Annotated in this window: 20 protein-coding genes; 7 read left to right on the forward strand and 13 right to left on the reverse strand. The window is 60.7% G+C overall.

Annotated features, from left to right (window positions below; genetic code table 11):
• Positions 1 to 778: 778 nt before the first annotated feature.
• Positions 779 to 1,453, forward strand: a complete 675-nt coding sequence (gene bluB / locus ACSOSP_RS04440; protein ID WP_455309759.1) for a 5,6-dimethylbenzimidazole synthase — start codon at positions 779 to 781, stop codon at positions 1,451 to 1,453.
• Between the two features lie 37 nt (positions 1,454 to 1,490).
• Here bluB and ACSOSP_RS04445 read toward each other — a convergent pair whose 3' ends face one another.
• Positions 1,491 to 3,041: a methyl-accepting chemotaxis protein gene (locus ACSOSP_RS04445; protein WP_455309760.1), complete on the reverse strand. Its 1,551-nt coding sequence runs from the start codon at positions 3,039 to 3,041 to the stop codon at positions 1,491 to 1,493.
• Between the two features lie 451 nt (positions 3,042 to 3,492).
• Here ACSOSP_RS04445 and garL point away from each other — a divergent pair, with 451 nt between their 5' ends.
• A complete protein-coding gene (gene garL / locus ACSOSP_RS04450) occupies positions 3,493 to 4,278 on the forward strand; it encodes a 2-dehydro-3-deoxyglucarate aldolase (protein ID WP_455309761.1) in 786 nt (261 codons plus the stop codon).
• A gap of 34 nt (positions 4,279 to 4,312) precedes the next feature.
• Positions 4,313 to 5,209, forward strand: coding sequence for a 2-hydroxy-3-oxopropionate reductase (locus ACSOSP_RS04455; protein ID WP_455309762.1), 897 nt, complete (start codon positions 4,313 to 4,315; stop codon positions 5,207 to 5,209).
• Positions 5,210 to 5,279: 70 nt separating this feature from the next.
• On the opposite strand, the gene ACSOSP_RS04460 is transcribed toward ACSOSP_RS04455, so the two are convergent.
• From ACSOSP_RS04460 to ACSOSP_RS04480, 5 genes are all read right to left on the reverse strand, one after another.
• Entirely contained in the window at positions 5,280 to 6,053 is a 774-nt protein-coding gene (locus tag ACSOSP_RS04460) for a transporter substrate-binding domain-containing protein (RefSeq protein WP_455310848.1), read from the reverse strand.
• Between the two features lie 83 nt (positions 6,054 to 6,136).
• Positions 6,137 to 6,865: an amino acid ABC transporter ATP-binding protein gene (locus tag ACSOSP_RS04465; protein ID WP_455309763.1), complete on the reverse strand. Its 729-nt coding sequence runs from the start codon at positions 6,863 to 6,865 to the stop codon at positions 6,137 to 6,139.
• The gene (locus ACSOSP_RS04470) at positions 6,849 to 7,502 is read right to left on the reverse strand and encodes an amino acid ABC transporter permease (RefSeq protein WP_031362476.1); all 654 of its coding nucleotides are present in this window, start codon (positions 7,500 to 7,502) and stop codon (positions 6,849 to 6,851) included. The genes ACSOSP_RS04465 and ACSOSP_RS04470 overlap by 17 nt, the downstream gene beginning before the upstream one ends.
• Positions 7,499 to 8,248, reverse strand: coding sequence for an amino acid ABC transporter permease (locus tag ACSOSP_RS04475; protein ID WP_455309764.1), 750 nt, complete (start codon positions 8,246 to 8,248; stop codon positions 7,499 to 7,501). The genes ACSOSP_RS04470 and ACSOSP_RS04475 overlap by 4 nt, the downstream gene beginning before the upstream one ends.
• Before the next feature lie 124 nt (positions 8,249 to 8,372).
• Complete coding sequence (locus ACSOSP_RS04480) at positions 8,373 to 9,194, reverse strand: NAD-dependent epimerase/dehydratase family protein (RefSeq protein ID WP_455309765.1); 822 nt, start codon at positions 9,192 to 9,194, stop codon at positions 8,373 to 8,375.
• Between the two features lie 171 nt (positions 9,195 to 9,365).
• On the opposite strand from ACSOSP_RS04480, the gene ACSOSP_RS04485 reads away from it, so the two are divergent.
• Positions 9,366 to 10,112 (forward strand): FadR/GntR family transcriptional regulator, encoded by a 747-nt coding sequence (locus tag ACSOSP_RS04485; protein ID WP_455309766.1) that lies wholly within the window; start codon positions 9,366 to 9,368, stop codon positions 10,110 to 10,112.
• Between the two features lie 29 nt (positions 10,113 to 10,141).
• Here the strand turns inward: ACSOSP_RS04485 and ACSOSP_RS04490 are convergent, their stop codons facing one another.
• From ACSOSP_RS04490 to ACSOSP_RS04520, 7 genes are all read right to left on the reverse strand, one after another.
• A complete protein-coding gene (locus ACSOSP_RS04490; RefSeq protein ID WP_455309767.1) occupies positions 10,142 to 11,164 on the reverse strand; it encodes a LacI family DNA-binding transcriptional regulator in 1,023 nt (340 codons plus the stop codon).
• A 942-nt stretch (positions 11,165 to 12,106) separates the two neighbouring features.
• Complete coding sequence (locus ACSOSP_RS04495; RefSeq protein ID WP_455309768.1) at positions 12,107 to 13,180, reverse strand: ABC transporter ATP-binding protein; 1,074 nt, start codon at positions 13,178 to 13,180, stop codon at positions 12,107 to 12,109.
• A gap of 24 nt (positions 13,181 to 13,204) precedes the next feature.
• Positions 13,205 to 14,089, reverse strand: a complete 885-nt coding sequence (locus ACSOSP_RS04500) for a carbohydrate ABC transporter permease (RefSeq protein WP_455309769.1) — start codon at positions 14,087 to 14,089, stop codon at positions 13,205 to 13,207.
• Complete coding sequence (locus ACSOSP_RS04505) at positions 14,086 to 15,030, reverse strand: carbohydrate ABC transporter permease (protein ID WP_455309770.1); 945 nt, start codon at positions 15,028 to 15,030, stop codon at positions 14,086 to 14,088. Before ACSOSP_RS04505 ends, ACSOSP_RS04500 begins: the two co-directional genes overlap by 4 nt.
• A complete protein-coding gene (locus ACSOSP_RS04510) occupies positions 15,030 to 16,274 on the reverse strand; it encodes an ABC transporter substrate-binding protein (protein WP_455309771.1) in 1,245 nt (414 codons plus the stop codon). Before ACSOSP_RS04510 ends, ACSOSP_RS04505 begins: the two co-directional genes overlap by 1 nt.
• An 83-nt stretch (positions 16,275 to 16,357) precedes the next feature.
• Positions 16,358 to 17,743: a GH1 family beta-glucosidase gene (locus tag ACSOSP_RS04515; protein ID WP_455309772.1), complete on the reverse strand. Its 1,386-nt coding sequence runs from the start codon at positions 17,741 to 17,743 to the stop codon at positions 16,358 to 16,360.
• A gap of 202 nt (positions 17,744 to 17,945) precedes the next feature.
• Positions 17,946 to 19,133 carry a GAF domain-containing sensor histidine kinase gene (locus ACSOSP_RS04520; protein ID WP_455309773.1) on the reverse strand — a complete coding sequence of 396 codons (1,188 nt, stop codon included), beginning with the start codon at positions 19,131 to 19,133 and terminating at the stop codon, positions 17,946 to 17,948.
• Positions 19,134 to 19,431: 298 nt separating this feature from the next.
• Here ACSOSP_RS04520 and kaiC point away from each other — a divergent pair, with 298 nt between their 5' ends.
• Genes kaiC through ACSOSP_RS04535 form a run of 3 tightly spaced genes read left to right on the forward strand, consistent with a single transcriptional unit; the run spans position 19,432 to position 21,907 of the window.
• Positions 19,432 to 21,114, forward strand: a complete 1,683-nt coding sequence (gene kaiC / locus ACSOSP_RS04525; protein WP_455309774.1) for a circadian clock protein KaiC — start codon at positions 19,432 to 19,434, stop codon at positions 21,112 to 21,114.
• Complete coding sequence (locus tag ACSOSP_RS04530) at positions 21,111 to 21,458, forward strand: circadian clock KaiB family protein (RefSeq protein WP_455309775.1); 348 nt, start codon at positions 21,111 to 21,113, stop codon at positions 21,456 to 21,458. Before kaiC ends, ACSOSP_RS04530 begins: the two co-directional genes overlap by 4 nt.
• The gene (locus ACSOSP_RS04535; protein ID WP_455309776.1) at positions 21,455 to 21,907 is read left to right on the forward strand and encodes a circadian clock KaiB family protein; all 453 of its coding nucleotides are present in this window, start codon (positions 21,455 to 21,457) and stop codon (positions 21,905 to 21,907) included. Before ACSOSP_RS04530 ends, ACSOSP_RS04535 begins: the two co-directional genes overlap by 4 nt.
• The last annotated feature ends 2 nt before the right edge of the window (positions 21,908 to 21,909 follow it).

Raw genomic sequence — 21,909 nt, forward strand, 5'->3', positions numbered from 1 at the left:
TATCGCTATTAGCCACTGCGCGTGGCGGCGCGTCATTTCTTTGTCCAAAGCGACAAAGAAACGAAGCAAAGAAAGCGCTTTCAAAACGCGGGCTCGTAAGTTGACCCAGCGTGCAGTTCCTGCGTTTTTGGCACCCCAAAAGCACGGTGCTCGCCAGAGCCACGGATGTTTGAACCCCTCCTTCTCGCGAATTCTTACACGCACACGCTTCGCCCCGTACGCTCTCGGGCAAGCACCATTGCCAAGGAACCGTACGGCTTCACGCGTCTTTACTGCTTCATTCTTGATGGGTTAACTTCTTGATCTGCGCTGTTATTTTTTGGGTTACGGCCTCACCCCTCTCGCGGCCTCGCTTCGAGGTGGGTTGGCGACGTGGTTCGGCATCCGTACAAATTCGATGGGTGGTTCACGCGGATAGCGCGGGGTGCCCCATGGGCAGGTTCAGTCACTGGTGGCGAAGCGTGTGGGTATCGGTGTTCGGAGAAGGAGGGTTTCACACATCCGTCGCTCTCGCGAGCACCGTGCTTTTGGGGTGCCAAAAACGTGGAAACTGCACGCTGGGTCAACTTATGAGCCCGCGTTTTGAAAGCGCTTTCTTTGCTTCGTTTCTTTGTCGCTAAGGACCAAGAAATGACGCGCCGCCACGCGCAGTGGCTAATAGTGATAAAGAAATTAGGCAACCTAAGCAGACCACTAAGCTAAGCAGCAGCAACCAAGCAATGACTCAGACCGCTAACGCAAAAACCTTGCAACCTGCCCCCCCGACCACCCCCGCACCATGACTCACTCGACCCTCAAGCGTTTTTCCGAACCGGAGATTGCCGCTGTCTACCGCGCGATCCACGAACGCCGCGACATGCGGCATTTCACCAACGCCCCCGTTGCCGAGGATCAAATGGCGCGGTTGATCGACGCCGCGCACCATGCACCGAGCGTCGGCTTCATGCAGCCCTGGCGCTTCGTGCGCGTCACGGACCGGACCCTGCGCGTCGCACTGCACGACATCGTGGAAACCGAGCGGCGCGCCACCGCCGAGGCGCTCAACGAGCGCAGCGACGAATTCATGCGGCTCAAAGTCCAGGGCATCCTGGACTGCGGCGAAGTCGTGGTCGTCGGCTTGATGGAAAATCGCGAGCGACACATCTTCGGTCGCCGAACACTGCCCGAAATGGACCTGGCGTCGGTTGCCTGCGCTATCCAGAACCTCTGGCTGGCCGCCCGCGCAGAAGGACTCGGGATGGGATGGGTGTCGCTGTTCGACGTGGGCGCGGTTCAACGGCTCCTGCATATGCCCGCCGACGCGAAGCCGGTCGCCATTCTGTGCATCGGGCATGTCGAGCATTTCTACGACGAACCAATGCTGCAGGCAGAGGGATGGGCCAAGCGCGTCCCCACATCGAATTGCGTGGAAGAGAACCGTTGGCCTGAAACGCTTCCTCTTCCCGATGCCTGAGCCGCAGGCGTCTCGCTAAACGTCCGCAGGCGTACCGCTAAACTTCAGCCAACTTGAAAAGCGCGACGGCCGCGTTCATCTGCGCCGCCTGCGTTTCCAGCGACGCCGCCGCCGCCGCGGCCTCCTCGACCAGCGCCGCGTTTTGCTGCGTCACCTGGTCCATCTGCGCGATGGCCACATTGACCTGTTCGATACCGGTGGTCTGCTCCTCGGACGCCACCGTGATCTCCCGCATGATGTCCGTAACGCGCCCCACCGCGACAATGATGTCGCTCATCGCGCTGCCCGCGTTCCTGACCAGCACCGAACCGTTGCCAACGCGCGCAACCGACGTGGTGATCAATTCGCGAATCTCCTTCGCCGCCCCGGCGGAACGTTGCGCCAACGCGCGCACTTCGCTTGCGACGACAGCGAATCCGCGCCCCTGTTCGCCCGCGCGCGCCGCTTCAACCGCAGCGTTCAACGCAAGGATATTGGTCTGGAACGCAATCCCTTCGATCACCCCGATGATCTCCGAAATTTGTTTCGAACTACTATTGATGCCGTCCATGGTCGACACCACATCGGCTACGACCTGACCGCCGAGACCGGCTGTTGCCGATGCAGTTTGCGCGAGCTCGCTTGCCTGGCGAGCGCTGTCGGCGTTCTGGCGCACCGTGCTTGTCAGTTGGCCGATGCTCGCTGACGTTTCCTGCAGCGAAGCCGCTTGTTCCTCGGTCCGCTGAGATAAGTCAATGTTCCCCGATGCTATCTCGCGTGTCCCCACGGCCATCTGTTCCGTGCCGTCGCGCACGCCGCCGACTATCGTGCTCAAGCCCTGCTGCATCGTCGATAACCCGTGAATCAGGCGGCCGATTTCGTCATCCCGGCGCGCAGTGAGCCGAGTCGCGAGGTTGCCTCCCGCGATCTCTGTGCAAGCCTGCACGGCTGCGCGCAACGGCACGATCACGATCCGCTGCAAGGCGACTCTCGAGAAAAACGCGAGCACGAGCCCGGCCGCCAGCAGTGTCGAAGCGATCCAGATAACAGTGCTGGTGCGTTGCTGCGAGGCCTCAAATCGCGCCTTGCCATGCTCGAATTCCATGGCGACCAGCGGTTGCAGCGCGGCATCGTAGGCGTTGAAAGCGTCCTTGATCTGGTTCTCGTTGAACTCGCGGATATCGCTCGCGCGCTTCGATTCCAGCGCTTCAACTGCCGGCAGCAAGGTCTGTTGGACGAGTTGCTTGCGTGCGGTGTCCGCGCTCTGCATGAGCGCTTGCTCTTCGTGGCCGCTTGCTAATACCGTGAACGCTTTCCATGCTGCATCCGCGCCATCGATTGCGCCCTGAGCGTCACGCAACAATGCCGCCGACTCCGCGCTGCCCGCGCGTGGGTCGTAGTCCTGCAACGCCGTGCGGGCGATCAGCAAGCGGATCGTATCCTTGGCGAGCAAGTCCAGGCCACCGGTGTCCTGCACGTAGAGGGCGCGCATGGAAGCGTCGGCCGTTCGTGCCGCATAGATGCTGTAGCCGCCTGTCGCGGCCAACATGACGGCGAACACCGCCACCAGGATACTGAGCCATGCCTTGATGCTTACCGCTGTTTTCATCGAATCTCCATACGATGCGCCGTTTCGCGCGAGGACATCGGCCCGTGCCGACCCCCTCCTTACGGCGTACGGACGAACAAGTTTAGGCAGGCAGGCGGGTGGAGCAGATTGGAGCGGAGTGGCGTGAAGCCTTGTTGTATAAGGCTCTGGAGGAAGCTACGCAGTGCCGGACGGCGATTCGGCAAATACCGGTTATACGCGTGGCAACACGCTTTGGCCCCAGGTGGCGCAAGACTTGCCGCTTCGATGTGCAGGCACAGCCCCGTTGCCTCATCCGGGTCTCCGGAAGAACCGCGCGTATCGTGGCGTAACGCGCCTTGCATGCTTTTTCACCGCCAACCCACTTGCAGTTCGGAAAAGTCTCGATGTAATATGACGTCTGATAACGTATGAGATTGCCGAGATAACGTCGGCGTTCAACTCAAGGCGTCAAGCCAGAGGAAGCCTAGCCATGACATCGTCTTCGCCTTACCAGCCCTTGCCTAACACGTTTCGCCAGTCGGTCCTGAAAAGCGAAACCCAGATCGGATGCTGGGCCTCGCTCGGCAGCCCGATCACGACCGAACTGCTCGGCATGCTGGGCTTCGACTGGATCCTGCTCGACGCCGAGCACGCCCCCAACGACGTCCTCACCCTCATCCCCCAGCTCATGGCGCTCAAGGACAGCCGCAGCGCCCCTGTCGTCCGGCCGCCGGCCAACGACAGCGTAGTAATCAAGCGGCTGCTCGACAGCGGCTTCTTCAACTTCCTGATCCCTTTCGTCGACAGCGCCGCCGATGCCGCTCGCGCCGTCGCCGCCACGCGTTATCCGCCGCAGGGGATTCGCGGGGTGTCGGTGGGCCATCGCGGCAATCGCTACGGCACCGTAAGCGACTACTTAAGCACCGCGAACGACAACATTTGCGTCGTGGTGCAGATCGAAAGCCGGACGGCGGTTGAAGCGATCGATGCGATCCTTGCCGTCGAAGGCGTTGACGCCGTGTTCCTCGGCCCGTCGGATCTGGCGGCATCGTATGGACATATCGGCAATCCGAATCATCCGGACGTGCAGCAGGCCATCGCACACGTCTTCGAGCGCGCCCGCGCTGCAGGCAAAGCAAGCGGCACGCTCGCGCCCGTGCAAGCCGATGCGGAACGGTATTTGTCGATGGGCTGCCAGGTGATCGCGGTCTGTGCCGACATGGGCCTTCTCAGGAATGCGGCGCAAGCCGTGCAAAAACATTTCATGGTGAAGTAGCAAGACTAAACCCAGACAATTTGTGGAGAGTGACATGCAAAAAGCAGGCTTCATCGGTCTTGGCATCATGGGCAAACCCATGGCCGAGAACCTCATCAAGAACGGCGTGGCGCTGGCCGCGTTCACCCGCAGCGGCGTGCCGGACACGCTGACGCAGGCCGGCGCGATTGCGTGCGACAGCCCGGCGGCCGTCGTGCGCCAAGCCGACGTAATCTTCGTCATGGTGCCGGATACGCCGGACGTGGAGCGTGTGCTGTTCGGCGAGAATGGCGTGGTCGCCGCGCTGCGCGAAGGTCAGGTCGTGGTGGACATGAGCTCGATCTCGCCCATCGCGACCCGCGAGTTCGCAGCAAAGGTGCGCGAACGTGGGGCAGACTATCTGGACGCGCCCGTCTCGGGTGGCGAAGTCGGCGCCAAAGCCGCGTCGCTCACGATCATGGCCGGTGGTTCGCAAGCGACTTTCGACAGCGTGAAACCCCTCTTCGACATGATGGGAAAAAACGTCTCGCTGATCGGCGAAGTGGGCGCGGGACAGGTCTGCAAGCTGGCGAACCAGGTGATCGTTGCGGCGACCATTGAAGCGGTCGGCGAAGCGTTGTTGCTGGCGTCCAAAGCGGGTGTCGATGCCGAGAAAGTACGCACCGCGTTGATGGGCGGTTTCGCGTCGTCGCGCATTCTGGAAGTGCACGGCGAACGCATGACCAAACGCACGTTCAATCCGGGTTTTCGCATTGAATTGCATCAGAAGGATTTGAACCTCGCGCTCTCGACGGCGCAGTCGCTTGGGGTCTCGCTACCCAACACCGCGACGTGTCAGGCGCTGTTCAACGCTTGCGCGGCGCATGGCGGCAAGGCATGGGATCACTCGGGAATGGTCCGCGCGCTGGAGTATCTGGCCAACCACGAGATCGGTCAGACGCCCGCGGCCTGATTCTTCGGCCTGCCAAATAAATAGGGCATCGCGAGGTTGATCGCGATGCCCTTTCTTACGTCATTTAGGCTTAACCCTTCGTCACGCTCGCCGGCAAATCGCGGCCGTGATATTTCTTGTAGATCGTGTTGAGCGTGCCATTCTTCTGGTTCGTGCTCACCCAGTTGTTCACCCACTCCTTGAGCTTCGGCTCGTCCTTGTTCATCGCAATGCCCAGGTCGAAATCCTTCTGCGGGAACTTCAGTTCCAGATTGCGATTCGGCGCGCGCTTGACCATCTCGGCCAGGTTCGACGGCGTGCTCGAGAAGATATCGACCTGCCCTGTCACTACGGACGTGATCAGCGTGGCATCGTCTTCGTAGCGTTGAATCTGCGCGCCCTTCGCCAGTTGCGTCGTGATGCTGTCGTTGACGGTGGCGCGCGTGAGGCCGATCGTCTTGCCGTTCAAATCATCGTAATTCTTGACGCTCTCATTTTTCGTGCCGCCCACGATGATCGTGATGACCGCATAGGGAATCGAGAAGTCGACGACCTTCGCTCGCTCGGGCGTGATCGACAGATCGGCTATCACGAGATCCGCGCGCTTGGCCTGCAAGGTCGGCACGCGCGCGGCATTCGTGATCTGCACGAGCTCGAGTTTGACGCCAAGGTCCTTGGCGAGCGCCGTGGCCGTGTCCACGTCGGAACCCGCGGGCTGAAGGTTGGCATCGGCGTAGCTGAAGAGCGGCGTGCCCATCGCGATCGCGACGCGGATCTTGCCTGCTTTCTTGATGTCGTCGAGCTGGTCGGCCATCGCGCTGTGCGCAACGCCCGCGAGCAACAAAGCGGCCACGCAGCCGCGCATGATGAATCGATTGGTCTTCAAATCAGTCTCCATTTTTATGGTCGTTTCGAAAAATCTTTCTTCGCTTGCCTGCAGGCTAAAAGCTATAAGCCGTTGTTCAGGAACGTACGCAATTCGGGCGTCTGCGGCGCGTCGAGCATGTCGCCGCTGCCAACCTCCCACACCTTCCCCTGATGCATGTAAATGATCCGGTCCGCCATGCGCTTGGCAAACGCCATCTCGTGCGTGACCAGCAACATCGTCATGCCGTCCTTCGCCAGATCCTCCATCACGCGCAGCACTTCGCCGGTCAGTTGCGGATCGAGCGCGGACGTCACTTCGTCGAACAGCATGACCTTCGGCGACATCGCGAGCGACCGCGCAATCGCCACACGCTGTTGCTGCCCACCTGAAAGCTGTTCCGGGTAGGCATCGGCTTTCTGAGCGAGGCCGACCTGATCGAGCACGCCCATCGCTACGCGGCGCGCTTCATCACGCCCGAGTTTTTTCACGTGGCGCAGCGCCAGCATGATGTTTTCTTCCACCGTCAGATGCGCGAACAGGTTGTAGCTTTGGAACACGATGCCGACTTCGCGGCGCAACTGATGCAGGTCCACCTTCGGATCATCGACACGAATGCCGCATACCTCGATCGTGCCGCGGTCGATGGTTTCCAGACGATCGATACAACGAAGCGCCGTGCTTTTTCCTGAACCGCTCGCGCCGATCACGGCGATCATTTCGCCCTTCGCCACTTCGAGTGACACGCCCTTGAGCACCTGGTTCGAGCCGAAGCTCTTATAGACGTCGCCGAGCTTAACGATTGCCGACATTGAGCTTTTTCTCCATCGATTGGCTCCAGCGCGAGAGCGGATAACACAGTACGAAATAGAAGACCCCGACCAGCCCGAACACGAGGAACGGCTGAAAAATTGAGTTGTTGATGATCTGGCCGGCGCGGGTCAATTCGACGAAACCAATCACGGAAGCCAACGACGTCATCTTGATGACCTGCACGAGGAAGCCTACCGTTGGCGGCAGCGCGAGACGCAGCGCCTGCGGAATGATCACGAGGCGCAAGGTCTGCCAGCGCGTCAATGACAGGCACTCAGCGGCTTCCCACTGAGGCTTCGGCATGGCGTCTATGCAGCCGCGCCAGATGTCGCCGAGGTACGCGCTGGTGTAGACCATCAGCGCGAGGCCGGCCGCGACCAGCGCCGGCACCTGGAAGCCATACACGGACAAACCGAAGTAGACGATGAACAGCAGGATCAGCAGCGGAATGCCCTGAATCGCTTCGATATAAACCATCGTCGGACGGCTCAGCCAGCGGCGCGGCGAGATGCGCGCGAGCATCACGCCGAAGCCGCCGATGCTGCCCAGCACAAAGGCGAGCGCCGAGAGCACGAGCGTCCACCAGATCGAGTGCACGAGATAAAACAGATGTGCCGTGGTGAAGCCGCCGGTCATGCCGCACCTCCGGGAATCACGGTATCAATTCGTCCTTGATCGGGCACCGGCTTGCCGGCCCGCTCCGCGGCCTGGCGCATGACCCGCCGCCGCTTGAACGCGACCTCGCCCACGCCCCACGCAATCAGCTTGATCAGCAGCGACAACGCGAGATACAACAGCGCCACGACAATGTACGTTTCGAGCGAGCGGAAGGTATCGGACTGCACGGTGTTGGCCGTTGCCGTGAGCTCTTCGGCCGAGATCTGCGACGCAATGGCCGAGGCCTGCATCATCAGCAGGAACTGGCTCGTCAACGCCGGATAAACCTTTTCGATGGATGGCTGCAGCATCACATGCCAGCCGATCCTCCAGCGCGACAACCCCAGGCATTCGGCCGCCTCGATCTGCCCGCGCGGCACCGATTCAAGACCTGCTCGAATGATCTCGGCCGCGTAAGCGCCGATGTTGATCACCATCGCGAGCGCGGCAGCGGTGAACGTCGGCATGCGCACGCCAAAGCTGGCCAACCCGAAGTAAAGCAGGAAGATCTGCACGAGAAACGGCGTGTTGCGAACGGCCTCGATATAGATCGAGCAGAGCCGCGCTAAAAGCCGGTTCTTGCCGCGTTTCGCGAATGCGACCAGCGTACCCAGGATCACACCGAAAAACACCGCCACGCTCGTCATCTTCAACGTCAGCCAGGCGCCTTTCAGGAAGACGGGCCAATACGGAAGCAGCGGGCTGAAATCGAGAGAGAAAGTCATCGCAGCAATGTCTTGGTTAGTACGTGCACGGCGCCGGTCTTTGGTCGTCACCCCGGGGCGCGCGGCGCCGGCCCTCGCCGGACCGGCGGCCTTGATCCAGCCTTGTTCGAACGCTATCGGAACGTTATTCGAACGGTCCGGTTGTGGTGAACGCCCCGCCCTGCAATACCGCTACGGCACTGCCGGGTTCGGGCGCCGGCTGCGCGTCGATCTTCGCCCGGAAGGGCTCCGACGAATCACGCGGCACGAATGCGAGCTTCGATGCAAACCGGTTGTCCCACCATGTGACCTTGTTGTCTGACATACCGTAGACCACGGTATGGCCGACGTCCGGTGTGAGCAGGCTGCGTTGCAGGAGTTCGAGCAGGTCGTCGTAGCTCAGCCAGCTCGCCATCATCCGGCGATCCTTCGGTTCCGGAAACGCGGAGCCAATACGAATGCTCACGGTCTCGACGCCGTAGCGATCGAAGTAGAACTGAGCCACGTCCTCGCCGAACGATTTCGACAGGCCGTAATACCCGTCGGGACGACGCTGTGCATGCGTATCGATCTTCTCGTCCTGCCGATAAAACCCGGTCACATGATTCGAGCTGGCGAAGATGATGCGCTTGACGCCGTGCCGGCGAGCGCCTTCATAGAGGTTGTAGACCCCTTTGATATTGGCTTCCAGCACCTCTTCGAAGGGCCGTTCCACCGATACCCCGCCGAGATGGATGACCGCGTCGCACCCGGCGACGAGCGCGTCGACCGCCTGCTTGTCAGAGAGATCGCAAGGGACGACTTCTTCGTGCGGCGCCCCGTCCGCGGGCAATGTGGCCGCCAGATCCGACACCCTGATCTTGTCCGCGAATGCGGCCACGCGTGAACGAATGGCCTTGCCTACGCCGCCGGCGGCGCCGGTCAGCAACAGCCGTTTAAACGGGACCGTCTGTTCTTGATTGGCCATGTAAGCCTGTCTCCAATAAGCGCGGCTACCGGGAGCCTGCACGCTCCTTTCGATTGGATCACCGCTTGATATTGCTTTTATTGTACGTTGTCATATGACTATAGCGTGCATATAATCATTCGCACATTCGTTTGTCAACTTTGGCGAAACATTATCCCAACCGAGGTAGCCGTGCACAGACCGACTCGTGCTGTCTTCGAAACGCCGGCCTACCCCCATGTACGGCGAAGCCTGACGGCCGAACTCGTCGATGCGCTGCGTCAGCAGATCGAAACTGCTGAACTCAGGGCGGGTGCCCGGCTCGCGACCGAAGCCGAAATGGTCCAGCGCTTCAGCGTAAGCCGCACGGTTGTACGCGAGGCGTTGTCGAAGCTGCAGGCCGCGGGGCTCGTGGAGACGCGGCATGGCATTGGCACCTTCGTCTGCGAGGCACCGGGCAGAGGTTTTCTCCAACTCGATCCTGCGGACGTGGCGGGTTCCATCGACGCCCTCGCCGTGCTCGAGCTGCGCATCAGCCTCGAAACAGAGAGCGCGGGCCTGGCCGCGGCGCGATGCGATAAAACGCAGATTGCTGCCATGCGGCGCGCGCTGAATGACTTCGAGCGCCACCTGGGCGAGGCGAACGGGACCATCTCGCCCGATATCCGCTTTCACCTGGAAATCGCGAATGCCACGGGCAACCGCTATTTCGTGGACATCATGACCCACCTCGGCACTCACATGATCCCCCGCACCCGCCTCACCGCGACGCAGATTCCGCCCGCCCGGTACGCGGACTATCTGACACGCGTGAATCGCGAGCATGAACAGATCTGCGATGCCATCGAGCGAGGCGACGCCGACTCGGCGCGTACCGCCATGCGGCTCCATCTGATCAACAGCCGCGAACGTCTGCGGCGGGCGCAAGAAGGCGTTTGAGCCGCCGGCCGGCGTCACGTCACGTTACTTTAAGTGCGCGATCGTTTCGCCGGAGCAGCGACCGAGGCACGGTTCGTGACCGTCACCGGAAACTCGCGATAGATCGTGTAGTCGGTGCCATAACATGCGTTGAGCAACCATCGAACGGCGTTGCGCGTGAGATCGGCAGTCGGGATGTGGACCGAGGTCAGTCCCGGTGCGGAAAACGCGGCCGAATAATCATCGTCGTAACCCACTACCGACATCTCATCCGGCACCGAGATGCCTGCTTGCTGCAGGCACGATAACGCGCCGATTGCCATGGTGTCGTTGGCGCAGAACAGCCCGGTAAACTTTTTCTTCGATGCAAGCAGCTGCCGCGCCGAGTCATATCCGCCGTCCGGCGAAAAGTCCGATTCGATCAACTGGACATCGGCCCGGTCAATGCCGTTGCGCGCGAGCTCTTCGAAGAATCCCGCGATCCGTGCATGATTGTCGGAAGCCTGGAAAGGCCCTGAGATCACGGCTATTTTCTTGTGTCTGTGCGCCAGCAGCGTTTGCGCCGCCAGCGCCCCGCCCCGATGATGATCCGCGCAAAACGACGCCTCCGGCATCTGCGCGAAGTCGCGATTGAGGAACACTATTTTTGGATGCATGCGATGCATCTTGACGAGGTCGTCGTCATGCAAGTCGTGGCTCGTCACCACTACGCCATCGCAATCGCGGCCGATCAGGAACTGCACCGCTTCGATTGCCTGGTCACGCGGCGGGTCGTCGCCGCAGCCCGTTGCCACCACCACGTGGCGATGCACCTTGCGCAACTCCATATCGGTCTGCTGGAGGATAGTGCCGTAGTACGGGCCGAAGAACGTCGGCACGAAGATGCCGATCATGCCGAGCGATTGCGTTGACAGCGCCCGTCCGATCGATGACGGCCGGAAATTCAATTCGGCGATTGCGGCCTGCACGCGCGCGAGCGCATCGGGAGAAACGGGTCCGCGGCCGGAGATGGCGCGTGATGCCGTGGACATGCCTACGCCGGCGAGAACGGCGACGTCCTTCAGGGTTGCCACTGTTTTTTTTGCTCCGTGGGGGTGGGGTTCGTGGTCCGCTGGCGCTCGGTGGTTGGGCGGTCATTGGCGTGGTTGGCGGGGTCTTGCGGTTGGGGTTGGGGTCGGTTCGGGTTGCTAGGTTCCTGCGTTAGCGGTCTGATTCATTGCCGGGTTGCTGCTGCTTGGCTTGGCGGTCTGCGTGAGTGAGCTCATTTCTTTATCACTATTAGCCACTGCGCGTGGCGGCGCGTCATTTCTTTGTCCAAAGCGACAAAGAAACGAAGCAAAGAAAGCGCTTTCAAAACGAGGGCCCATAAGTTGACCCAGCGTGCAGTTTCCACGTTTTTGGCACCCCAAAAGCACGGTGCTCGCCAGAACCACCGATGTTTGAACCCCTCCTTCTCGCGAATTCCTACACGCACACGCTTCGCCCCGTACGCTCTCGGGCAAGCACACTTGCCAAAGAACTCGCGTGGCCTCACGCATCCTTGCGGCCTCGTTTCTTGGTGGGTTGGCGAAGTGGTTCGGCATGCCTATAAATTCGGTGGTTGGTTGTCCGCGGATAGCGCGGGGTGCCCCTTGGCAGGTTCAGTCACTGGTGGCGAAGCGTGTGGGTATCCGTGTTCGGAGAAGGAGGGGTTCACACATCCGTCGCTCTTGCGAGCACCGTGCTTTTGGGGTGCCAAAAACGCACAAACTGCACGCTAGGTCAACTTACGAGCCCCCGTTTTGAAAGCGCTTTCTTTGCTTCGTTTCTTTGTCGCTTTGGACAAAGAAATGACGCGCCGCCACGCGCAGTGGCTAATAGTGATAAAGAAATGAGCTCACTCACGCAGACCACTAACCCCGAAAGCAGCAACCCGGCATTGACCCAGACCGCTACCCCCAAAACCTGCCGCCCCCACACCGACCGCCCCCCATCACCAGCAAACCCCCAACAGAACCCCGAGTGCGAACGAAACCCTAAAGCCGATTCCCACCTGCCTCATCAAAGAGCGAAATGCGCTTCCCATCAATAGAAAAACCGGTGATCTCATCAACCTCCACCGTCGCCGTATCCTGCGCAATCGACGCAATTTGCGCCCCATGATAATCGAGCCAAATTACCCGATGATTTCCCATCGGCTCAACCAGCGACACCGTGCCGCGATGTCCGAACGCCGGATCGATCGCTACATCCTCCGGGCGCACACCAAGCACACATTGCTGATTCTCCGGCGGCACACGAAGAAATGGATAGTCAGAGACATCGATGTCAATATGCTCGTTGCGAAACCTCACTCCACCATCCTCGCGGCGCAACGCGCCCTTCAGCAAATTCATACCCGGCGAGCCAAGAAACGTAGCGACAAACAGATTATTCGGACGCGCATACACCTGCGCAGGCGTACCAATCTGCTGGATCACCCCACCGCGCATGACCGCCATGCGGGTCGCCAGCGTCATCGCTTCCACCTGGTCGTGGGTCACGTAGATCATGGTGGCGCCCAGGCGTTTGTGCAGTTGCTTCAACTCACGCCTGAGCTCCGTGCGCAGTTTCGCATCGAGATTGGAGAGCGGTTCATCGAACAAAAACACATCCGCTTCGCGCACGATCGCCCGGCCAATCGCCACGCGTTGACGTTGCCCGCCCGACAACTGCGCAGGTCTGCGTTTGAGCAAGGGCCCAAGCTGCAACATCTCGGCCGCACGCGTCACGCGCCGCTCGATCTCGGCTTTGGGCGTGCCGGCAATACGCAAACCGAACGAAAGATTGCGCTCGACATTCATGGTCGGATAGAGCGCGTAGGACTGGAACACAAGCGCAATGCCGCGATCCTTCGGATCGGCCCACGTCATATCCTGGCCACCAATTTCGATGCTGCCGCCGCTCACATCGATCAACCCCGCAATGCTATGCAGCAAGGTGGATTTACCGCACCCCGAGGGGCCAAGCAATACAAGGAACTCACCCGGTTCGACCTCGAGATCAAGCGATTCTATGATCTTGTTGGACCCCAGCTGGATCTCCAGGTCGCGGATTGAAACGTTCGACATGACTGTAGACATAGGAGCCCTGGACTAACCCTTGACCGCACCGGAAGCAATGCCGCGCACGAACCAGCGACCCGAAACGAAATAGATGGCAAGCGGCACCATGGACGTAAGAATGGTCGCCGCCATGTTGACGTTGTAGAGGCGCTCGCCCGTCGTCGTGTTGATGATATTGTTCAGTTGTACTGTCATCGGCAGGTTCTTCGTGCCCGCGAAAACAAGACCCAGGATGAAGTCGTTCCAGATGCCGGTAACCTGCATGATGATCGCGACCACGATGATCGGCGTGGACATGGGCACCATCAGTTGCAGGAAGATCCGCCAGAACCCGCCGCCATCCACGCGCGCCGCCTGGAAAAGCTCATGCGGCAACGCTGAATAATAATTGCGGAACAGCAGCGTCATCACGGGCATGCCGAAGATGGTGTGGATCAGCACAATGCCGGGCAACGAGCTGAACAGATGCACCGTTGCAAGTACCCGCACAAGCGGATAGACCATCACCTGCACCGGGATGAATGCGCCCACCAACAGGATTGCAAACAGCGTGGTGGCGCCGCGCGGTTTCCAGAACGACAACGCGTACCCATTCACCGCACCAACGAGAATGGACAGAACGGTACTCGGCACAACGATACGCACCGAATTCCAGAAGCCGACCCGAATGCCCTGGCAATCCAGTCCCGTACACGCCGACTGCCAAGCGACACGCCACGCGTCGGTTGTGAAATGCACCGGCAGCGACAGGATATTGCCGAGACGAATTTCCGCCATCGGCTTGACCGACGTGACGAGCATCACATACAGCGGCAGCAGGAAAAACAAGGCCGACGTCAGCAGAAACGCATACACGCCCAGGCGCGCGGGCGTGAAGCGCGACCTGCGTTTCAAGGGGTGGCGTGGCGCGTTCATCGGGAATCCCTGAGCCGTAATGCGCGGCTGCGAATATACAAGACCGGCGCGAGGATCGCGAGTACGGTCACGAGAAGAACGATCGATGCCGCCGACGCCAGCCCGAGGTTCGCGCGTCCGAACAGGTACTCCATGATGAACTTCGCCGGCACTTCGCTTGCCGTACCTGGGCCGCCTTGCGTCATGGCAACGACGGCGTCGTAGAGTTTGATGACCATCACGAACAGCAGGATGAAAGCCGTTGAAATGGACGCGCCGAGCATCGGGATGACTATGCTGACATAGACACGCCAGCGCGGAATGCCATCTATGCGCGCCGCCTTCCAGATCTCTTCATCAATACCGCGCAGCCCCGCGAGCAACAGCGCCATCACGAGTCCCGACGCCTGCCAGACCGTTGCGATCACGAGCGTATAGATCACGCGGTCCTGATCGACGATCCAGTCGAAGCGCGCATGCGTGAAACCGATCCGGTGCAGCACTTCCTGAATGCCCAGTTCCGGATTCAGGATCCACTGCCACACGAGACCCGTTGCGACGAAGGACATCGCGTACGGATACAGGAACACCGTGCGCAGCGCACCCTCAGCCATCACCTTCTGGTCGATGAACACCGCCAGCAGCAACCCGATCGCGAGGCATATGACGATGAACAAAACCCCGTAGATCACGATGTTTTGCAGCGACAGCATCCACCGGTCGTTATTGAAAAGCCTCACGTATTGCGACACGCCCGCAAAACTATTCGACGCAAACGTGCGCGAGTTCGTGAAGGACGTACGCAGGCTCCATAACATCGTGCCGAGATAGGCGAACACAACGGTGAGCGCCATCGGCAACAATGCAATATAGGCTGCCAGCGCAAACCGCTTCCTCAGCGGTTTGCGCTTCGCGTGGCCCGCTGGCGCGCGCACGGTCTTGCCGGCAGGCATCGATGCCATCAGCTCTTCAACCCGCTGGCGAAGGCCTTTTGCGCATCCTCAACCGACTGGTTCTTGTTCCAGAAGTTGGTGATGACGTCCTGCAACGCGCCATTGATATCCGGCGGCGTCAGCATTTCCGGATTCGGCAACTGCCGCGACTTGTCCTTCATGATCGCGATGCCTTCCTTCGCGCACATGTCGAGACTCGAATCGTCGATGTCCGAGCGAATCGGAATCGAACCCTTCTTCGCGCTGAACGCAACCTGCGCAGCGGGCGATGTCATGACCGTCGCCAACAACTTCTGCGCCTTGACCGCGTTGGCGTCATCGGTCTTCGGGAAGACGAACACGTCGCCGGCGACCTGGTACGGCGAGTGCGGACCGAAGCCCGGGAAGCAGCCGAAGTCCTTGCCCGCCGTTTGATTGGCTGCGGAGAATTCGCCCTTCGCCCAGTCGCCCATGATCTGCACGCCGGCCTTGCCGGAGATCACCAGCGCGGTGGCGTCGTTCCAGTTGCGGCCCGGTGAGCCCGGATCAATATAGTTATGCAGGCGCTTGAACTGCGTCAGCACCTTCTTGAACGCGTCGGACTTGACGGCGTTCACATCGCGATCGCGGTACACCTTCAAATAAAGGTCCGGGCCGCCGACATCGGCGAACACGGCGTCGAAGGTGATCTTCTCCTGCCATGCCTGACCACCGAGCGCGAGCGGAATCACGCCGGCCGCTTTCAGCTTGTCCAGGTCCGCGATGAATTCATCGTAAGTGGCCGGCTCTTTCGTGATGCCGGCCTTCTGGAACGCCGGCTTCGAATAGAAGAACCACGCCGGCATGTGGATGTCCACGGGCGCCGCGTAGTAATGCCCGTTCGATTTGATGCTGTCTATGATCGACTGCGGGAAAATCTTGTCCCAGTTCTCCTTGGCCGCCACATCGTCCACATTGTTAAGCAAGCCCTGGTCGATGATGTCGTGGAATTGCTTCGACGTATTGAATTGCGCGGCGGTCGGCGGATCACCGCCCACGATGCGGTTGATGGCTGTTGAGCGCGCCTGGTCCGCACCGGCCACGGCCTGGTCGACCCACAATCCCCCCGCCTTGTTATAGGCATCGGCGAACTGCTTGATGGCCGCTGACTCGCCACCCGATGTCCACCAGTGGATCACGGTCGCCTTCACCGGATCCGCATGCGCAGCGCTTCCAGCCGAAATACCGGCAACAGCGGCAATGACACTGACCACCAGTTTCTTCATGCTGTTCATTGAGTCTCCTCCAGGCTATATCTTCCATTTGGCCCCGTCGTTCACGGGGTCAAACGGCGTCGGCATTGAAATCGAACTGCGGGTCAGGCGTTGGCTATCGCGTTGCGCTCTTTAAGGAACTTCGCAACCAGTTCGGCGCTGTGTTTCATGGTGCGTTTCTGCGTTTTGTAGTCGACATGAAACACGCCGAAGCGGCGTTCATAACCGAAGGCCCATTCGAAGTTGTCCATCAGCGACCAGATGAAATAGCCACGTATGTCGACGCCGGCTTTGATCGCACTATCGACGGCAGCAAGATGGCGCTTGAGGAACGAGATGCGCTGGGCATCATCGACGCGTCCATCGACTACCTTGTCATCCGACGCCATGCCGTTCTCAGTGATATAGATCGGCGGCAATGACGGATACGTCTTGTTGAATCCGATCAGCAGGTCGCGCAGGCCATCGGGATGAATCTCCCAGCCCATCTGCGTGCGCTCGACATCCGGCAACGGCACTTCAGTGAAACCATGCGCGCCGTCGCTCTTCACGTTGGTACGGAAGTAATAGTTGATGCCAAGGAAATCGATTGGTGTGCCAATGATGTCCATATCGCCGTCGAGCACCAGCGGTTCAGTGCCCGGCCAAAGTTCGAAAAGGTCCTTCGGGTAGGCCTTTTTCAACAGCGGGTCCAGGATCCACGCGTTGTGCTGGACTTCGAAAAGATGGGCGGCGCGTGCATCGGCTTCGCTGTTGGTATCGGCGGTTCCGCGGCCCACGTTCGCGACAATGCCCTTGAGCGACGCTGGATCGTTTGCCCGCAGGACCGGCACGGCGGTTCCGTGTGCAAGCAGCAGATGATGCATGGCCTGGGTCGCATAGCGGCCGTTCGCCAGACCCGGCGCATGATGGCCGTTGCCGTAGCCGAGATACGCGGAGCACCACGGTTCGTTGAGCGTGGCCCAGGCATCGACCTGACCGCTGAGTTCGCGGCTCATCAGGTCTGCGTAATCGGCGAAGCGATACGCAGTGTCGCGATTCAGCCAGCCGCCGCGATCTTCAAGATATTGCGGCAAGTCCCAGTGATAAAGCGTGACGAAGGTCTTGAGGCCTTTCTCTTTCAGCCGCCCGATCAGGCGCTTGTAAAAGTCGATTCCCTTCGGGTTCGGGCGTCCCGCTTCATCCATCACCCGCGGCCATGCAATGGATAAGCGATAGCCATCGACATTCAGCGCGGAAAGCAGCTCAAGGTCCGATTCCCATCGATGATAGTGATCGCAAGCGACCTCGCCGGTGTCGCCGGCCAGCACTTTGCCGGGCGTGGCCGAGAACGTGTCCCAGATCGACGGGAGACGGCCGTCTTCGTTGATGGCGCCTTCGATCTGGTAAGAGGCGGTGGCTGCGCCGAGCAGGAAATCTCGTCGCCAGAGGGCTGAATCGGATGGTAGGGAAAACGGATCGCTGGAGACAACGGATGCGTCGAGTGCCACGAGGACTCCTGTTTGAGCGTTGGAGTGGAAGCGCTTCCACAAGTGCCTGCGAACGATAGCAGCGCCGAATTGGCGCGGACAATACGGGTTTGTATGGAGAGGGTTTGGGGGACTGAGAGGCGTGTCTGTCGCGAGGGCGGTGGCGACGAATCGGCTGCGATGGCAGATGTTTATCCTGGCCGCTGTTGCTCAGACCACCGCGTCACCCACACGGAATCCGCGCCACAAAACACGTCCCCGTCTGCGCCGATGAACTCACGCTCAACGTCCCGCCATGCGCCTTGACGATCTGCGAGCAGATATAGAGCCCCAACCCCAGCCCGCCGCCCGGCTGACTGGTCACCGGCCGCCAATACGGTTCGAAGACTTTCTCCAGGTCTTGCGGCGCGATCGGCGCTCCGGCGTTGGAGACGGAAACCTCAAGCTCGCCCGCATCCGCCGATACCACCACGCGCACCGGTTGATCCGGCGCTCCATGCGTCAACGCATTGGCAAGCAGGTTGGACAGCAGTTGCTGGACGCGCCCCCGGTCGCAGTGCACGCAGCCGTCCACCGCGATCTGTTCCAGCACCACGCGTCCCGGATTCGCGTCACGCAGTTCAGCGACCACGTGCTGCAACGAATCAGCGAGATCATCAGCCGGAGCAAGCGACACGCCAATACCCGCGCCAAGCCGGCCACGGGCGAAATCGAGCACGTCGTCTATCAGCCGCGACATGCGCCGGGTCGTCGCCCGCAGCCGCGTGCCGATGCTCACCAGTTCCGGCTCGCTGCTGCGTCGCGCCAGCCATTCCGCGGTTGCGCCCACGGCGGCAAGCGGATTACGCAGATCGTGGCCGAGCACGGCGATGAATTGCTCGCGCAACTCGGCGGTCGTCCGCTCGTCAAGGAGCGCGGCTTCGGTCGCCGAGCGCTCGTTCTCGCTCTCCAGCTGCAACGCGATCAGTTCTGCGAAGAGCGTGAACATGGTGATCGTTCGTGCATCCGATACCAGCGCAGGACGCGGATCGATCGCGCAAAGATTGCCGAAATAGTCGCCGTTCGGCAGGATGATCGGCACCGAGATATAACTCTCGATGTTGTAGATGCGCGGCGTATGGTGTTCGCGATAGACCGGATCGATGCTCGCGTGGTCGATAACAACCGGCCGGCGCATGGCGCGGGCCTCGCTGCACAGAGTGGTGTGCACGTTGAGCTGGCCGCCAGGCAAGAGCCCGAAGTGAATGTCGTCCTGCACGGCGCAGGCGGTCCAGGTTCCCTCTGTGACGCGCGCCACCGCCGCGAAGCCGAGGCCGGTGTTCTCGCAGATCACGCGCAGCATGGATGGAACGGCGCCGATCCGGCCAATCATGGCCACATCGCGAGCAATCGCGTCTTCGCTGTCGTCCATGGCGGCCCGTGAAACTCCGGAAACTGGGTTCAAAAAATGCTACCTCTCGGTGCTCGATATCGTCTGTTCGGCGCTGCACTCAATTGTACGGGTCGGGGCACGCGCGCCAAGGGTGGAAAAAATAGACGCCTGTCCGGGCACCGGTGACCGTGACCTTGCGGATTGCATAGTGTGTACCGTGATGCCAAGATGCGCTGTCGCCATCGACCAGCTGGCGCAGATATCGAGCCAGACCCGGAGCCTGAACACGAACCTGGGCCGGCCGATGCCTTCCTGATAAACCTTCTAAAGAAAAACAATGACCGGAGCAGTGCTTTCAAAAACGCCGACAGGCATTTCAGGCTTCGACGACGTGACCCTCGGCGGGTTGCCGGCAGGCCGCCCCACCCTGATGTGCGGCGCGGCGGGATGCGGCAAGACCCTGTTCGCCATGACCTTTCTCGTCGAAGGCATCCTGAAGCATGGTGAACCCGGCGTGCTGGTGAGCTTCGAGGAATCGGCCGAGGACCTGGCCGCGAACGTGGCTTCGCTGGGCTACGACGTGATGTCGCTGATCGAGCAGAAGAAACTGGCTATCGATCACGTCAAGATCGACCCGGCCGGAATCGAGGACACCGGTGAATACGACCTCGAAGGCCTGTTCGTGCGGCTCGACTACGCCATTAAAAGCGTGAACGCGAAGCGTGTCGTGCTCGACACGCTCGAAGCGCTGTTCGCGAGTTTCGCCGATGCCGTCTTGCTGCGCGCCGAGTTGCGGCGCCTGTTCGACTGGCTGAAGGACCGTGGCGTCACCGCCATCGTGACGGCAGAACGTGGAATTGGCGACCCGAACCAGTTGACGCGGCACGGCATCGAAGAATATGTGTCCGACTGCGTGATCCTGCTCGACAACCGGGTCGAAAACCAGGTCACCACGCGGCGCCTGAGGATCGTCAAATATCGCGGCTCGGCGCATGGGACCAACGAATACCCGTTTCTTATCGATACCACCGGCATCAGCGTCCTTCCGGTTACATCCGCCGGCCTGGCGCATCTGACGTCGAGCAACGTGATCTCCACGGGCATCGCGGATCTCGACTCCATGCTGGGCGTTGGCGGTTATTTTGTCGGCTCCAGCGTGCTGGTGTCGGGACTGGCGGGAACGGGCAAGACCACTTTCGCGGCCAAGTTCGTGGAGGCCCGTTGCAAACTCGGCGAACGCACGCTGTGGTTCGCCTTTGAAGAGTCGCCCGAACAGATCGTGCGCAACATGCGCTCAGTGGGCGTGGATCTTGCGCAATACGTAGGAAATTCGCTCAAGATCGAATCGGCGCGGCCCAGCTTTTTCGGCTTGGAAATGCATTTGGCGCGGATGTATCGCGACATCGACCTGTTCAAGCCGTCGGCCGTGGTGATCGACCCGATTTCGTCGCTGCGTGGCGTGGAGTCCGAAGTGCACGCGACGTTGTTGCGGCTCGTCGATCTCCTTAAATCCCGCGGCATTACGGCAGTTTTTACAAGTCTCAGCAGCACCGACCAGGCGTCCAGCATAAATGACCGCAGCATCTCGTCGCTGATGGATACCTGGATTTCGCTATCGCATATTGAAACGAACGGCGAGCGCAACCGGCTTGTCTACGTGTTGAAATCGCGCGGCATGGATCACTCGAACCAGGTCCGCGAATATCAGATCAGCCATGAAGGAATCGCGATGGTGCCGGCATATGTAGGCGCAGGCGGTGTGTTGACAGGTTCTGCTCGGCTCGCTCAGGAAGCGCAGGAACGCGACGAATCCGCCGCGCGCGACGAGCTTGTGATGCAAAAGAAGCGCGAACTCGCGCGGCGCCGCAAAGCGGTCGAACAACAGGTTGCCGAACTGCAGTCGGCGCTCGAGGCTGAAACGCTGGAACTCGATGCGCTCATCGGGCAAAGCGACGAACACAAGCGCCTGCGGGAAGCCGACCGTAACCGGATGGCGCAACGGCGGGGATCGAAAGAATGACTGAACAGGATTCGTCCACGCAAGCGAAACACGAACCGGACGCCACACAGCCGCCGGTTGAAGCTGCGTATTCTTTGCGCTTATATGTAGCGGGGGAAACACCGAAGTCGATGGCCGCCATTCGCAACCTGCGCGCGCTCTGCGCCACGCATCTGGCCGGTGAGTACTCGATCGAGGTCATCGACCTGCGCGTCAACCCGCAACTTGCAGCCGCCGACCAGATTCTCGCGATACCGACCGTCGTGCGGCATCTGCCCGCGCCGCTCAGGAAAGTGATCGGCGATTTATCGGATACCGAGCGCGTGCTGGTAGGCCTCGACATCCGGCCGAGGATTCCCTCGTGAGTGCCCTGCCGGTCGTTGCCGACGGCGGCGGCGGTGGAGGCCGCGGATATGGCGAGCGGGTCTCGCCGCCAGGGGACGCGCCCGAACGGGCTCCGCAGGCGTCGGACATGCTCGTGCTGCGGCTGTACGTGACCGGCAACACACTGCGTTCCACGCGCGCCGTGGACAATGCGCGGCGCTTGCTGGAGAGTCACGCGCCGGGCCGCTTCGAGCTTGAAGTGATCGACATCTACCTGCATCCGGAAGCCGCGATTGCAGCCCAGATCATTGCCGCCCCGACGCTGGTCAAGCTGCGCCCCGGGCCGTTGCGACGGGTGATCGGTGACCTGTCGGATTCGAACAAGGTGCTGGCGGTGCTCGGCATCATGGTGTCGAACGTTGCCACTGGAGTTGGAGTGTCCTCGGTTGCATCTGCGGTCGCGAACTCAGACGCGTCGATCAAACCTTGACC

This window comes from Caballeronia sp. KNU42 (genome assembly GCF_053760385.1).

Excerpts from the sequence above, each read along its gene's own strand:
- ACSOSP_RS04495 (WP_455309768.1), bottom strand. The coding sequence starts at position 13,180 with ATGTCGAACGTTTCAATCCGCGACCTGGAGATCCAGCTGGGGTCCAAC.
- ACSOSP_RS04505 (WP_455309770.1), bottom strand. The coding sequence starts at position 15,030 with ATGGCATCGATGCCTGCCGGCAAGACCGTGCGCGCGCCAGCGGGCCAC.
- ACSOSP_RS04445 (WP_455309760.1), bottom strand. The coding sequence starts at position 3,041 with ATGAAAACAGCGGTAAGCATCAAGGCATGGCTCAGTATCCTGGTGGCG.
- ACSOSP_RS04510 (WP_455309771.1), bottom strand. The coding sequence starts at position 16,274 with ATGAACAGCATGAAGAAACTGGTGGTCAGTGTCATTGCCGCTGTTGCC.
- ACSOSP_RS04520 (WP_455309773.1), bottom strand. The coding sequence starts at position 19,133 with ATGGACGACAGCGAAGACGCGATTGCTCGCGATGTGGCCATGATTGGC.
- ACSOSP_RS04465 (WP_455309763.1), bottom strand. The coding sequence starts at position 6,865 with ATGTCGGCAATCGTTAAGCTCGGCGACGTCTATAAGAGCTTCGGCTCG.
- ACSOSP_RS04475 (WP_455309764.1), bottom strand. The coding sequence starts at position 8,248 with ATGACTTTCTCTCTCGATTTCAGCCCGCTGCTTCCGTATTGGCCCGTC.
- ACSOSP_RS04500 (WP_455309769.1), bottom strand. The coding sequence starts at position 14,089 with ATGAACGCGCCACGCCACCCCTTGAAACGCAGGTCGCGCTTCACGCCC.
- ACSOSP_RS04480 (WP_455309765.1), bottom strand. The coding sequence starts at position 9,194 with ATGGCCAATCAAGAACAGACGGTCCCGTTTAAACGGCTGTTGCTGACC.
- ACSOSP_RS04470 (WP_031362476.1), bottom strand. The coding sequence starts at position 7,502 with ATGACCGGCGGCTTCACCACGGCACATCTGTTTTATCTCGTGCACTCG.
- ACSOSP_RS04530 (WP_455309775.1), top strand. The coding sequence starts at position 21,111 with ATGACTGAACAGGATTCGTCCACGCAAGCGAAACACGAACCGGACGCC.
- ACSOSP_RS04455 (WP_455309762.1), top strand. The coding sequence starts at position 4,313 with ATGCAAAAAGCAGGCTTCATCGGTCTTGGCATCATGGGCAAACCCATG.
- bluB (WP_455309759.1), top strand. The coding sequence starts at position 779 with ATGACTCACTCGACCCTCAAGCGTTTTTCCGAACCGGAGATTGCCGCT.
- garL (WP_455309761.1), top strand. The coding sequence starts at position 3,493 with ATGACATCGTCTTCGCCTTACCAGCCCTTGCCTAACACGTTTCGCCAG.
- kaiC (WP_455309774.1), top strand. The coding sequence starts at position 19,432 with ATGACCGGAGCAGTGCTTTCAAAAACGCCGACAGGCATTTCAGGCTTC.
- ACSOSP_RS04460 (WP_455310848.1), bottom strand. The coding sequence starts at position 6,053 with ATGCGCGGCTGCGTGGCCGCTTTGTTGCTCGCGGGCGTTGCGCACAGC.